The sequence below is a fragment of the Castellaniella caeni NBRC 101664 genome (assembly GCF_001592225.1).
Lineage (GTDB): Bacteria > Pseudomonadota > Gammaproteobacteria > Burkholderiales > Burkholderiaceae_B > Castellaniella > Castellaniella caeni.
This window is the reverse complement of sequence record NZ_BCWN01000008.1, coordinates 66,930-80,062: the sequence shown is the minus strand read 5'-3', so window position 1 is coordinate 80,062 and position 13,133 is coordinate 66,930. Positions and strand designations below refer to the sequence as shown.

Annotated in this window: 12 protein-coding genes and 3 pseudogenes; 12 read left to right on the top strand and 3 right to left on the bottom strand. The window is 63.8% G+C overall.

The window, feature by feature from the left end; translation table 11 throughout:
- Nucleotides 1–55 precede the first annotated feature (55 nt).
- Nucleotides 56–1,837, bottom strand: coding sequence for a glyoxylate carboligase (gcl, locus tag CCA01S_RS07060; RefSeq protein ID WP_066456093.1), 1,782 nt, complete (start codon nucleotides 1,835–1,837; stop codon nucleotides 56–58).
- Between the two features lie 217 nt (nucleotides 1,838–2,054).
- Between gcl and CCA01S_RS07055 the strand changes: the two genes are divergently transcribed.
- The 3 genes from CCA01S_RS07055 (at nucleotide 2,055) to CCA01S_RS07045 (ending at nucleotide 4,949) form a co-directional block, all read left to right on the top strand.
- Nucleotides 2,055–2,972, top strand: coding sequence for a LysR family transcriptional regulator (locus CCA01S_RS07055; RefSeq protein ID WP_066456090.1), 918 nt, complete (start codon nucleotides 2,055–2,057; stop codon nucleotides 2,970–2,972).
- Complete coding sequence (locus CCA01S_RS07050; protein ID WP_198149919.1) at nucleotides 2,969–3,940, top strand: DMT family transporter; 972 nt, start codon at nucleotides 2,969–2,971, stop codon at nucleotides 3,938–3,940. The genes CCA01S_RS07055 and CCA01S_RS07050 overlap by 4 nt, the downstream gene beginning before the upstream one ends.
- A 76-nt stretch (nucleotides 3,941–4,016) precedes the next feature.
- Nucleotides 4,017–4,949, top strand: a complete 933-nt coding sequence (locus CCA01S_RS07045) for a LysR family transcriptional regulator (protein WP_084386579.1) — start codon at nucleotides 4,017–4,019, stop codon at nucleotides 4,947–4,949.
- A gap of 63 nt (nucleotides 4,950–5,012) precedes the next feature.
- On the opposite strand, the gene CCA01S_RS07040 is transcribed toward CCA01S_RS07045, so the two are convergent.
- On the bottom strand, nucleotides 5,013–5,348 hold the full coding sequence (locus CCA01S_RS07040) for an Lrp/AsnC family transcriptional regulator (RefSeq protein ID WP_066456088.1): 336 nt from the start codon (nucleotides 5,346–5,348) through the stop codon (nucleotides 5,013–5,015).
- On the opposite strand from CCA01S_RS07040, the pseudogene CCA01S_RS07035 reads away from it, so the two are divergent.
- From CCA01S_RS07035 to CCA01S_RS07000, 9 genes and pseudogenes are all read left to right on the top strand, one after another.
- A pseudogene (locus tag CCA01S_RS07035) lies at nucleotides 5,335–6,003 on the top strand (aminotransferase class V-fold PLP-dependent enzyme); the annotation flags it as partial. The gene CCA01S_RS07040 and the pseudogene CCA01S_RS07035 sit on opposite strands and share 14 nt — an antisense overlap.
- Before the next feature lie 164 nt (nucleotides 6,004–6,167).
- Nucleotides 6,168–7,130, top strand: a pseudogene (locus tag CCA01S_RS07030) (amino acid permease); the annotation flags it as partial.
- Nucleotides 7,127–7,327 (top strand): annotated as a pseudogene (locus CCA01S_RS16000) (4-oxalocrotonate decarboxylase); the annotation flags it as partial. The pseudogenes CCA01S_RS07030 and CCA01S_RS16000, both read left to right, overlap by 4 nt.
- A 46-nt stretch (nucleotides 7,328–7,373) precedes the next feature.
- Nucleotides 7,374–8,543: an ABC transporter substrate-binding protein gene (locus tag CCA01S_RS07025; RefSeq protein WP_066456085.1), complete on the top strand. Its 1,170-nt coding sequence runs from the start codon at nucleotides 7,374–7,376 to the stop codon at nucleotides 8,541–8,543.
- A 71-nt stretch (nucleotides 8,544–8,614) separates the two neighbouring features.
- Nucleotides 8,615–9,535: a branched-chain amino acid ABC transporter permease gene (locus CCA01S_RS07020; RefSeq protein WP_066456082.1), complete on the top strand. Its 921-nt coding sequence runs from the start codon at nucleotides 8,615–8,617 to the stop codon at nucleotides 9,533–9,535.
- An 11-nt stretch (nucleotides 9,536–9,546) separates the two neighbouring features.
- A complete protein-coding gene (locus CCA01S_RS07015; RefSeq protein WP_232304996.1) occupies nucleotides 9,547–10,533 on the top strand; it encodes a branched-chain amino acid ABC transporter permease in 987 nt (328 codons plus the stop codon).
- Between the two features lies 1 nt (nucleotide 10,534).
- Nucleotides 10,535–11,296 carry an ABC transporter ATP-binding protein gene (locus tag CCA01S_RS07010; protein ID WP_066456078.1) on the top strand — a complete coding sequence of 254 codons (762 nt, stop codon included), beginning with the start codon at nucleotides 10,535–10,537 and terminating at the stop codon, nucleotides 11,294–11,296.
- Nucleotides 11,293–12,003: an ABC transporter ATP-binding protein gene (locus tag CCA01S_RS07005; RefSeq protein ID WP_066456077.1), complete on the top strand. Its 711-nt coding sequence runs from the start codon at nucleotides 11,293–11,295 to the stop codon at nucleotides 12,001–12,003. The genes CCA01S_RS07010 and CCA01S_RS07005 overlap by 4 nt, the downstream gene beginning before the upstream one ends.
- Before the next feature lie 97 nt (nucleotides 12,004–12,100).
- A complete protein-coding gene (locus tag CCA01S_RS07000) occupies nucleotides 12,101–12,397 on the top strand; it encodes a hypothetical protein (RefSeq protein WP_066456075.1) in 297 nt (98 codons plus the stop codon).
- A 93-nt stretch (nucleotides 12,398–12,490) separates the two neighbouring features.
- On the opposite strand, the gene CCA01S_RS06995 is transcribed toward CCA01S_RS07000, so the two are convergent.
- A complete protein-coding gene (locus CCA01S_RS06995; protein WP_066456069.1) occupies nucleotides 12,491–13,003 on the bottom strand; it encodes an ureidoglycolate lyase in 513 nt (170 codons plus the stop codon).
- Between the last annotated feature and the right edge of the window lie 130 nt (nucleotides 13,004–13,133).

Below are 13,133 nucleotides of genomic sequence, written 5' to 3'. Positions count from 1 at the left end.
TGTTGATTCGAGGCCGGGCCACCGCCCGCAGGCGGTGGCCCGGCACGCGCCGGGTTTAATCCAGCAGCGTGATGGCGGTGGGGGCGTCTTCGCCGCGCTCTGCCATTTCCTCGAACTCGTTGATCGCGTTGATGTCGTTACCCATGGAGATGTTGGTGACACGCTCCAGGATGAATTCAACCACGACGGGCACCTGGAATTCCTGGATCCAGGCACGGGCCTGCGCGATGGCGGGCTGGATTTCCTCGACCTTCTTCACGCGGATGGCCTTGCAGCCCAGGCCCTCGGCCACCTTGACGTGATCCACGCCATAGCCGTCGGTTTCGGGTGCATTGATGTTGTCGAAGGACAGCTGCACGCAGTAGTCCATATCGAAGCCGCGCTGCGACTGGCGGATGAGGCCCAGGTAGGCGTTGTTGACCACCACGTGGATGTAGGGCAGCTTGAACTGCGCGCCCACGGCCAGCTCTTCGATCATGAACTGGAAGTCGTAGTCGCCCGACAGCGCCACGATTTCGTCGCCCGTGTTGGCGGCCACCACGCCCAGCGTGGCGGGCACCGTCCAGCCCAGGGGGCCCGCCTGGCCGGCGTTGATCCAGTGGCGCGGGCCGTAGACGTGCAGCAGCTGGGCGGCGGCGATCTGCGACAGGCCGATGGTGGTGACGTAGCGGGTGTTGCGGCCAAAAGCGCGGTTCAGCTCTTCGTACACGCGCTGCGGCTTGAGCGGGCTTTGTTCGAAGTGCGTCTTGCGCTGCATTGACTTTTCGCCCTTGCGGGTGCGGCATGCCTGTGCCCAGGCGCCGCGGTCGCGCAGCTTGCCGGCGGCCTTCAGGCGCTTGGCTTCTTCGATCATCAGCGTGAGCGCCACGCCGGCGTCCGAGGCAATGCCGTAGTCCGGGCCAAAGACCTTGCCGATCTGGGTGGGATCGACGTCGATGTGCACGAAGGTGCGGCCTTCGGTGTAGACGGCGGTGGAACCCGTGTGGCGGTTGGCCCAGCGGTTGCCGATGCCCATGACGAAGTCGGACGCGAGCAGGCTGGCGTTGGCGTAGCGGTGCGCGGTCTGCAGGCCGACCATCCCGGCCATGAGCGGGTGGTCGTCGGGGATGACGCCCCAGCCCATGAGCGTCGGCACGACGGGCACGCCGGTGAGTTCGGCGAATTCTTGCAGCAGCGGGGCCGCGTCGGCGCTGAAGATGCCGCCACCCGCCACCAGCAGGGGGCGCTCGGCGGCGTTGAGCATTTCAACCGCCTTGGCCGCCTGGGCCGGCGTGGCCGAGGGCTTGTAGACCGACAGCGGTTCGTAGGTGTCGATGTCGAATTCGATTTCGGCCATCTGCACGTCGAAGGGCAGATCGACCAGCACCGGGCCGGGACGGCCCGAGCGCATGATGTGGAAGGCCTGCTGCAGGATGCGCGGCACGAGTTCGGGTTCGCGCGCCATCACGGCCCACTTGGTGACGGGCTTGGCAATGGTTTCGATGTCCACCGCCTGGAAGCTTTCCTTGCTCAGCTGCGCGCGCGGGGCCTGCCCGGTGATGCACAGGATGGGGATGGAGTCGCCCGAGGCCGAATACAGCGCCGTGATCATGTCGGTGCCCGCCGGGCCCGAGGTGCCCAGGCACACGCCGATATTACCGGCTTGTGCACGCGTGTAGCCTTCGGCCATGTGCGAGGCGCCCTCGACGTGGCGCGCCAGCACGTGCTTGAAGCTGCCATTTTTGCGCAGGGCGGAGTACAAAGGGTTGATGGCGGCGCCAGGCACGCCAAACAGGGTGGTGATCCCTTCTTTTTGCAAGACTGCCGCGGCGGCGTCTACTGCTCTCATCCGAGCCATGATTTCTCCTTGATCTGTTCCAGAGGTGTGCGAGTTTGAGACCAGCATAAAGAAAGCATGACGGCACTGGAATCCCAGCGGGTCTAGTTTCTATCGATACTAAAAGTATTTGATTGACGTGTCATGCGGTAGAATTTTCAATCAGGCAGTCGTTCTGAAAACAGAGATAAGCCTTGTCACACAAGGGCATTTATCGCCAAGAAGGACAGGAGGCAATGTGGGCCGCTACACCGACATCAGCAGTTTTGTATTGATTGCCGAAAAAGGGAGTTTTGCCGCTGCGGCGCTGGTCGAGCGCGTGACCCCGGTGGTGATGGGGCGGCGCCTGACGGCGCTGGAAAAGCGCCTGGGGGTGCAGCTGATGCACCGTTCCACGCGTGGGCTGGTGCTCACCGAGCTGGGCGAACGCTACCTTGAACAGTGCCAGCAGCTCATTCAAGATTTCGATGCGGCCGACGCCAGCATCACCGCGCGCCGCCGCACGCTCAGCGGTCATCTGGTGGTGTCGGCGCCCGCCTCGTTCGGGCGCCAGCACGTGGCGCCCCATGCGCTGGCGTTTCGCACGCGCTATCCCGATCTCGCCCTGTCGTTCAACTTCACCGACAGTGTGGTCGATCTGGTGCGCGAAGGTTACGACATGGCCATCCGCATCGGCGAAGTCACCGACCCCAACTACGTGGCGGTGCGCCTGTTTCCCAACCGGCGCGTGGTGTGCGGCACGCCGGGGTACTTTGCCTCGCATGGCGTGCCGCGGGTGCCCGAAGACCTGGTGCGCCACAACTGCCTGGCCTTCAACCTGCAAGGCGGCCAGCATCGGGGCTGGACGTTCGTGCGCGACGGCAGGCCCTTTGCCGTGCGGGTGCGCGGCGACCTGGCCTGCAACGATGGCGAACTGCTCTACGACTGGGTGCGCCAGGGTCTGGGCGTGGGCTGGCGCTCCACCTGGGAAATCCAGCGCGAACTCAAGCGCGGCGAGCTGATCACCGTGCTCGACGAGTTCGCCCTGCCGGCCTACGACATCCAGGCGGTGTACCCCCAGCAGCGTTATCTGCCCGCCAAGGTGCGCTACTTCATCGACGACCTCAGAAGCCATTATCATGAGCCCGGTTATTGGGAAGGACAGGGAAAATCTTGAACACGAAGCAAACTCACGCCGCGCCCCCCGCGAACGCGGCTTCCTCGACCTCGACCGCGCGTGCCGACGCGCACGATGTCGCGCAGCGGCAGGCGGCGCGGCGCAACGAACGGATTGCCCTGCTGGCGCTGGCCGGCATGGCGCTGGGCTGGGGCTACAACTGGGTGGTGATGAAATCGGTGCTGGCCTACGTGGGGCCCTTCGATTTCTCGGCGCTGCGCACGCTCTTTGGCGCCCTGTTGCTGATGGTGGTGCTGGTGCTGTTGCGCCGCCCCATGCGCATCCGCGCCTGGCCGCGCGTGGTCTTGCTGGGGGTGCTGCAGACCGGGGCCTTTTCGGCGCTCATCCAGGTGGCCTTGCTGCAGGGCGGGGCGGGCAAGACGTCGATTCTGGTCTACACCATGCCGTTCTGGGTGATTCCCATGGCCTGGGTGGCCTTTGGCGAGCGCATCCGCGGCCTGCAGTGGCTGGCCCTGGCGCTCGCGGCGCTGGGCCTGGTGCTGATTCTCGAACCCTGGACGCTGCACGCCGACTTCATGAGCGAAATACTGGCGGTGTCCGCCGGCCTGTGCTGGGCGCTGGCCACCATCGTGGCCAAGTGGATCAAGCGCGACCATCCCATGGATGCGCTGCCCCTGACCGCCTGGCAGATGCTGTTTGGCGCCTTGTCCCTGTGTCTGGCGGCCTGGATCGTGCCCGAGCGGCCTATCGACCCGGCCCCGTACTTCTATGGCGCCTTGCTCTATAACGCGGCCATCGCCACGGCGCTGGCCTGGTTTCTGTGGCTCTTTGCCCTGCAGCACCTGTCGGCGGGCGTCGCCAGCATGTCGTCCCTGGGCGTGCCCGTGGTGGGGGTGCTGGCGGGCTGGCTGCAGCTGGGCGAACAGCCCGGCGCGCTCGAACTCGTCGGCATGGTGCTGATTGCCGTGGCGCTGGTGGTGGTCAGCCTGCGCTCGGGCGGAAAATAGCCGGGCGTGGCGGTGTCCGGCGCCATGGCCGTGGCTCGGGCGGGGGCCTGCCGCAGGTGTTCGTGAGGGTTGGCTGATGATGTTCGATGACAGTCTGGCGCGCATACGCGATCTGAAATTCAAGCAGTTGCTGGTGTTCGAGCGGGTCGCCACCCTGGGCTCGATGCACAAGGCCGCCGAGGCCGTACACATGACGCAGCCCAATGTGGTGAAGATCGTGCGCCAGCTTGAAGACCTGCTGGGCGTCACGCTGTTCGAGCGGCACAGCAAGGGGGTGCGCCTGACGGTGTTCGCCGAACACCTGCTCGAGCGCATCCGCCCCATGCTGGGCGATGCCCGGGCCATGAGCGAAGAACTCACGGCGCTGCGCGGCGGCGAGGGCGGCCTGGTGGCCATCGGCACGCTTATTTCGGCCTCGGCGTGGCTCTTGCCCGAAAGCGTGGCGCTGATGAAGCAGCGCCACCCCAAGGTGGGGCTGGCGATTCAAGAGGCGACCAACGACATCCTGTATCCCATGCTGCAGGTGGGCGAGCTGGACGTCATCGTGGGGCGCCTGCCCGAGAACCCGGGCGAGGGCGTCGAGATGCACGCCATCTACCAGGACGAATTGATGATCGTGGCGCGCGCCAAGCACCCCTTGTCGCGCCAGCCGACCTGCACGGTCGAAGACGTCCTGGGCTACCCCTGGATCGTGCCCTCGAACGCCTCGCCCGTGCGTCGGCAGGTCGAACAGTTCTTCGTCAGCCGTGGGCTGGATATCCCCGCCAACCAGATCGTTTCCTTGTCCATGCTCACCAATCTGGGCATTCTGGCGCGCTCGGATGCCCTGGCCATGCTGCCCAGCGTGGCGGCCCGGCCACTCATCCAGGTGGGGGTGCTGTTCGAGGTGCCCATCCACGTACGCCTGCCCTTTGGCACCATCGGCTACAGCGTGCGTGCCGGGCGCCAGCTGGTGCCCGCGGCGGCCACTTTCGTGGACGTGCTCAAGGAAGTGGGCACGCGGGCGTAGGCCGGGCCGCCGCCGGGTGCACGGTGCCCGGCGTCTGGCGCCATCCCGGGGGGCTGCGCCGATTCAGGGTTCTGTGCCGATGGGGCCGTCGTGGCGCCCGCCGATCGGGATGAACTTGCCCTTGGACTTCAGCTTGTCGAGCACGATCTGCGAGTGGATGCGAGTGACGCCGCGCAGTTTGTTCAGGCGGTTGACGATGAATTGCGAGAATTCTTCGAAGTCGCGCGTGCGCACGTACAGCAGGTAGTTGGCCTGGCCGGTGATGATGAAGGCGTTGACCACTTCGTCCATGGCCTGGATTTCGCGTGCGAAATACTGGTGCTCGGCTTCGTTGAGCTGGCCGATGTCGAGCTGCACGAAAGCCTCGATGCGAAAGCCCAGCTTGGGCGCGCTCGTCATCTGGGATCTGTGCCACTCGATTGGTGCCGTGCCCATGGATCTGAATGCGGCGGATGCCGACTTTGCCATCGGCTGCACCTACAAGTATCTCAATGGCGGCCCGGGTTCGCCCGCCATGCTGTGGGTTCATCCGCGTCTGCGTGCGGAATCCTGGCAGCCGCTGTCGGGCTGGTGGGGCCATGCGCGGCCCTTTGACATGTCCACTGAATACGCGCCCGATCCCGGCATCCGCAGTTTTCTGTGCGGCACGCAGCCCATCGTTTCGATGGCGCTGGTGGCCTGCGGCCTGGACATCTTCGCGCAGACCGACATGCAGGCGATCCGCCGCAAGTCGCTGGCCCTGACCGATCTCTTCATTGCCCTGGTCGAGCAGGAATGCGCGGGCCAGAACCTGACCCTGGTGACGCCGCGCGATCACGCGTACCGTGGCAGCCATGTCAGCTTCCGCCACCCCGAGGGCTATGCCGTGGTGCAGGCGCTGATTGCGCGCGGCGTAATCGGCGACTACCGCGAGCCCGAGGTGATGCGCTTTGGCGTCACGCCGCTGTATCTGCGCTTCATCGATATCTGGGAAGCTGTGCGGCATTTGAAAGCGGTGCTGGTGCAAGGCGAGTGGGATCAGGAAAAATTCCGCGCCCGTGGCCTGGTGACCTGAGCGGCCGCGGCGGATGCCGCCTGCGATCGGGTGGGGCATTTGCCGACCACCCGGCCATCACCAAAGAGCACGCAGAAGAAAAAGGGCGGGATCACCGCCCTGGGCACGCCACCGCGCGGCCACGAACAAAGCAGCAAAACCCCATCCAAGGAAGGAGACAAACCATGAGTGGGTTCGACAAGATTCAGTCCCGTGAAGCGGGATTGCATAAAAAATTGACCGCCGGCCAGATGGGCATGATCGCCATCGGCGGTGCCATTGGCACCGGCCTGTTTCTGGGCAGCAAGTTTGCCATCGGCTTTGCCGGGCCGGGCGTGGTCATCAGCTACGTGATCGGCGGGGTGATTGCCTTGTTGCTCATGGGCTGCCTGGCTGAAATGACCGTGCAGCATTCCACGTCCGGTTCTTTTGGCGCCTATGCCGAGCACTACATCAGCCCGCTGGCCGGGTTCTTGGTGCGTTATGGCTACTGGTCCAGCATCGTGCTGGCCGTGGGCACCGAAGTGACGGCCGTGGCCGAATACATGAAATTCTGGTTTCCCGGCATGCCCGCCTGGGTCTGGATCGTGGGCTTCTCGGGGGCGCTCATCGGCGTCAATGCCTATAGCGTCAAGGCCTTTGGCTCGGTGGAATACTGGTTTTCGGCCACCAAGGTCTTTGCCATCGTTGCCTTCATTTTGCTGGCCTTGGGCGTGCTCTTTGGTTCATATCAGACCTCGACCGTCGTCGGTAATCTGACCAGCGATGGCGGCTTCCTGCCCTTTGGCTGGCGTGGTGTGTGGACGGGGGTCATCATCTCCATCTTCAGTTATTTCAGTATCGAGATGATTGCGGTGGCGGCGGGCGAGGCCGAGCACCCCAAGCAGGCCGTGCGTTCGGCCTTCAAGGCGACCATTGCACGCCTGGCGATTTTCTATCTGCTGTCCCTGTCGCTGATTGTGATGCTGGTGCCCTGGAAAACGCTGGTGGCACCGGGCACGACCAGCCCGTTCGTCACGGTGATGCAGGGCGTGGGTATTCCCTACGCCGACAGCATCCTCAACTTCATCGTCATCGTGGCGGCATTGTCGGCCATGAACAGCATGCTGTATATCTCCACGCGCATGCTCTTCAGCCTGGCACGGGCGCGGGGGCGGCTGTGTTGGGGCACCCGGCCAATGCCGTGGCCATGCTCGCCAATCACTTGGGGCAGCGCGGCCGCGAGATCCCGGCAGGCACCTTGATCCTGACCGGGGGAATCACCGAGGCGGTGGCCGTGGCAGCGGGCGATCAAGTCACCCTGCACATGCAGAATATGGGCAGCACATCGCTCAGCTTCGTGTAAGATTGCCAATACTTTATAACTAAATTATTAAATTCAGGAGACAACCATGGCACTTCGGAAAACCGTGCTGTCGGCGGCGCTGGCGCTGTCATTGGGCTTGACCGCCGGGTCGGCCCTCGCCGAGGTCAAGATCGGCTTTCTGGCCACGCTGTCGGGTGCGGGCGCGGCGCTGGGCCAGGACATGGTCGATGGCTTCACGCTCGCCCTGGAAGAGCGCGGCGGCAAGCTGGGCGGGCAGGACATCACCTTCATCAAGGAAGACGACCAGCTCAAGCCCGACATGGGCGTGCAGGCGGTGCAAAAATTCCTGGAAAAAGACAAGGTCGATATCGTGGCCGGGGTGACGTTCTCCAACGTCATGATGGCGATCGCCAAACCACTGGCCGACGCCCACATGACCTTCGTGGGCTCCAATGCCGGGCCGGCCCCCCTGGCGGGCAATCAGTGCAATGCCGGCTTTTTCTTCGCTGCCTGGCAAAACGACGAGCAGGCCGAGGTCATGGGCCAGTTCGCCACCGACCAGAAGTACAAGAACGTCTACATGATCACGCCCAACTATCAGTCGGGTCGAGATCAGGTCAAGGGCTTTACGCGCTTCTACAAAGGGCGCATTTCCGGTGAGGTCTACACCCAGCTGGGTCAGCAGGATTATTCGGCTGAACTGCTGGCCTTGTCGGCCGCCAAGCCCGAGGCCGTGTGGGTGTTTCTGCCGGGGGGCATGGGGGTCAACTTCGTCAAGCAGTACAAGCAGTTTGGCCTGATGGGCAAGATCCCGCTGCTGACGGTCTCGACCGTGGACGGCAGCACGCTGCCTGCGCTGGGCGATGCCGCCCTGGGGGCCTATGCGGGTACTTTCTGGGGGCCGGACTTCAAGAACGCCACCAGCGAGGCCTTTGTTGCGGCCTTCGAAAAGAAATACAAGCGCATCCCCTCGCAGTACGCGGCCCAGGCCTACGATTCGGCCCTGCTGATCGACAGCGCCATCCAGAAGGTGGACGGCAAGGTGGATGACAAGCAGGCCTTCCGGGATGCCCTGCGCGCGGCCGACTATGCCTCGCTGCGTGGCGCCTACAAGTTCAACGTCAACGGCTTCCCCATCGAAGACTTCTACGCCTTCCAGGTCGCCAAGGATGCACAGGGCAAGGTATCCCTCAAGACCATTGCCAAGCCGCTGCCCGACCATGCGGACGCCTATTTCGAGGAGTGCAAGCTTTGAGTCGCCTCTGAGTCGCCCCTGATTCAGCCCTGATCGGCGGGTGGCTTTGCCGCCCGCCACGGAGGACGGACATGAGTCCGCAGCTATTGTTCATGCAGGCCTTGAACGGCCTGCAGTACGGCATCCTGTTGTTTTTGCTGGCTGCTGGCCTGACCCTGGTCTTTGGCATCATGAGCTTCATCAACCTGGCGCATGGCGCCCTGTACATGATGGGGGCTTATTTTGCCGCGGCGACGTTCAGTCATACCGGCTCGTTCACGCTCGCCATCGTGGTGGGCCTGGGCGGGGCGATGTTGCTGGGGGTTGTGCTGGATCGCTTCGGCTTTTATCGGCTCTACCCGCGTGCGCACCTGGATCAGGTGCTGGCCACCTTTGGCGTCATGCTGTTCTGCAATGAAGCCGTGCGCATGATCTGGGGCTCGGCCCCCGTCTTCATGAGCCTGCCCGACGCACTGTCATCGACCGTGATGGTGCTCGATACCCCCTATCCGCTGTACCGCCTGCTCATCATCCTGGTGGGGCTGCTGGTGGCCCTGGGCCTGTATCTGCTCATCGAGCGCACCCGTATCGGCATGCTGATCCGCGCCGGGGCCAGCAACCGCGGCATGGTGGCTGCGCTGGGGGTCAATATCGGCTGGCTCAATACCTTCATCTTCGCCCTGGGCGCCGGGCTGGCGGGCCTGGGCGGCGCCATGGTGGGGCCCATCCTGTCGGTGCAGCCCGGCATGGGGGACTCCATCCTCATCATGACGCTGGTGGTCATCGTCATCGGCGGCATCGGTTCCATTCGCGGGGCCTTTCTGGGGGCGCTGGTCGTGGGCCTGGTGGACACTTTGGGTCGCACGGTGGTGCCGACGGTGCTCAGTCAGTCGCTGGCCCAAGAGCTGGCCAGCACGCTGGGGGCGGCCATTTCTTCGTTGGCGGTCTATGTGCTGATGGTGGTGGTGCTGGCCGTCAAGCCCGAAGGTCTGTTTCCGGTCAAGAAGCGTTAAGGGGCGATCGAATGAAAATGGAATCCTCGCTCGGGGACACCCGCTGGACACGCCGATCGGCCGACCGGTCTTGGGCCGGTGTGCTGACCGCGGTGCTCTTTCTCTTTCTGTTGCTGGTGCCCGTCTATGCCAGCCAGACCGATAGTCCGTATGTGCTGTTGCAGTTCAGCCGCATCCTGGTGTTTGCCCTGGCCGCAGTCGGCCTGAACCTGGCGCTTGGCTATGGCGGCATGGTGAGCTTCGGCCATGCCATGTATATCGGCATCGGGGCGTACTGTGTCGCCATTGCCTCGCATTACGGGCAGGACAGCGGTGTTGCGCATCTGCTGCTGGTGCTGGTGGTCACGGCTCTCATTGCCGCGCCGGTGGGCCTGATTGCCCTGCGCACGCAAGGCATCGCCTTCATCATGATTACGCTGGCCTTGGCGCAGATGTTTTATTTTCTGGCGGTGGGGCTCAAGCAATATGGCGGTGACGAAGGCTTGCCCATCCGTCAACTCAGTCAGTTTGGCGGCCTCACGGGCAGTCCGGTGGCCCTGTATCTGGCCTTGCTGGCCACCTTGGCTGTCAGCCTGTGGCTGTTACGGCGCCTGATCCGCTCGCGGTTTGGCCTCATTTTGCGGGCGTGCAGCATGGATGCTCGGCGGGTGCGCGCCGTGGGCACGACGCCCTTGGGCTATCAGCTGCTGGCCTATGTGTTTTCAGCCGAACTCTGCGGTCTGGCCGGGTATTTCCTGGCCAATCTCACCGCTTTCGCTTCGCCTGCCTATATGGCCTGGATCTCGTCTGGCGAACTCATCATCATGGTCTTGCTGGGGGGCGCCAGCACCTTGGTGGGGCCTGTCGTTGGGGCCGCCGGGTTTCTGCTGCTCGAAGAAGTCCTCAAGGGCTTGACCGATCACTGGATGATCATCATGGGGCCGATCATCGTGCTTATCGTGCTGTTCCTGCGCAATGGCCTGTGGGGCATGGTGGGCACCAATAAAGAGGGGCACTGAGATGCAGCCTTTGCTATCCATCCGCGGTCTGGTCAAGCGCTATGGCGGCTTGCTGGTCACCGATCACGTCGATCTCGATATTCAGCCCGGTGAGCTGCATGCCATCATTGGCCCCAACGGGGCGGGCAAGACCACGCTCATCAGCCAGATCATGGGTGAAATCCCCAGTGATGAAGGCAGTATCCGCCTGGGCGGGCAAGCCATCGATGCCCTGTCCATGGCCCAACGCGTACGGGCCGGCATCGGTCGTTCATACCAGATCACGTCGGTCATCCAGCCGTTCACCGTGCTGGAAAACGTCGTGCTGGCGGTGCAGGGGTGCGAAGGCCATGGCTTTCACTTCTGGACGCCGGCCACCGAGACCCCGGCCTTGGCCGACCGGGCCGATGAGCTGATCAACCTGATGGGCTTGTCTTCGCGGCGGGATACGCCCGCCATGTCCTTGTCGTATGGCCAGCAGCGTCAGCTTGAAATTGCCATGGCCCTGGCGGCACGGCCCAAGGTGTTGTTGCTGGACGAACCCATGGCAGGCATGGGGCACGGCGATACGGGCTCGGACATGATGGTCGACATTTTGCGGCGCCTGAAAGGCCAATACGGCATCCTGCTCATCGAGCACGACATGGACGCCGTGTTTTCCCTGGCCGACCGGATCAGCGTGCTGTTCTACGGCAAGGTCATCTGCTGTGGCGATGTCGAGACCATCCGCCAGAGCCCCGAAGTGCGCGAAGCCTATCTGGGCGATGAAGAGGTGCCCGCATGACGACGTTATTGAAGGTCGAAGACCTGGTCTCTGGCTATGGTCGCAGCCAGGTGCTGTATGGCATGCGCCTGCGGGTGGATGCCGGGCAGTGCGTCACTTTGCTGGGGCGCAATGGCATGGGCAAGACCACCACCGTCAAAAGCATCATGGGCATGCACCCAAGCTGGCAGGGGCAGGTGCTGTTCAATGGCGCCAACATCCAGAATCTGCCCAGTCATCGGGTGGCGCAGCGTGGCATTGGCCTGGTGCCCGAAGGCCGTCAGGTGTTCCCCAACCTGACAGTCGAAGAAAACCTGGTGGCCACGGCCGCCGACCGGCATCACAAGCCCAATCCCTGGACGCTTGCACGTATCTATCAGCTGTTTCCGCGGCTGAAAGAGCGATCCAGCAACTTTGGCAACCAGCTCTCGGGCGGCGAGCAGCAGATGCTGGCCGTCAGCCGGGCGCTCATGACCAACCCCGATCTGCTCATCCTGGACGAGGCCACCGAAGGCCTGTCGCCCCTGGTGCGCCAGGAAATCTGGGCCGCCCTGGCGCTGTTGCGTCAGGAAGGCATGGCGATTCTGGTCATCGACAAGAACCTGGCGCCGCTCTTGCACCTGGCGGATCACCACTACATCGTTGAAAAAGGACAGATCGTCTGGGATGGCGATTCGGACGCCTTGCGGGCGGATGCCGATGCCCGTCAGCGGTATCTGGGCGCGTAGCGACACCCACGCGGGCCCGTGAGCCCGCTTTGTCACACTGTCACATAAAACGCCTGAGACGCATTCACCGGGGTGCCGGGCCAATGGAGAGACCGATATGATCACCTTTGTTCGCCGTGTACGCATGCGTAATGGTTACTACGACGAGGCCTTGCGCCTGTTGCGCGAGCGGGTACAGTATCTGCATGACCAGCACGGTCTGACGCTTGAACTGAAAATCCGCTTCGGTGGCCCGGTCGGCGAGGTGGCCTTGATTTCACATCACCGGGACGCCGCGGAACTGGAGCACCTGCGCCAGAAGCTGATGTTCGATGCCGGGTCCAACCAGTTGCTGCGCGACCTGGCCGAGGTGACGCTGCCGGGTGAAACGCAGGATGAAATCTGGATGGATTGAATCGCTGGGTGGCCCTCGCTGGATGGCCTTTCGCGCGTAGCGAGTGCGGGCGTACAGGCGGGCCTGCCGCCCGCCTGGTGTCGCCCTGTGGCGTCAGCCCAGTTCGGGGATGATGCTGGGGGCTTCCATCTGCACGATGTCGCAGTTGTCGCCCGGCCCGGCGCGGTCGATGATGAGAAAATCCGACACGGCATCCAGGCCCAGTAGCGGATGGTGCCACACGCCGCGCGCGTAGTTGACGCCCTGGGTGCCCTGGCACAGAAACACGCGCAGGTCGTCCACCGTGGGGGTGCTGTCGGCCTGGGCCACCACCACCAGGTAGGGGCGTTCGGACAGCGGGATGAAGGCCTGGCTGGCCTTGGGGTGGCGCTCCATCATGGTGACGGTGAAGGGCAGGGTGCGTGGCTGGCCGCGGAAGATGGACACGATGGCACGCCCGTCGGCGCCCGGATCGATGTGGGCCAAGTCGTGGTAGCGCTCGGTGTTGCCTTCGTTGATGGTGAAATGCTTCACCGTGTCGTCGGCTTCGATGACGTCGCCAAACGGCACGAAGGCCTCGCGCGTGAGGGGTTCGATTTTCAGGCGGGTTGGCGTGACGGTATTCATGGTGTGATCCTTGTGTGCCCGGTCGGTCTGAAGCCATCGCGAAGCAGGCGGCCTGTCGGTGCGCGATCGGATGGCGACGAGGATTGCCCGGGTGTGTCCCCGGTGTTGGACGTGTGTCTGTGGTGCCTAT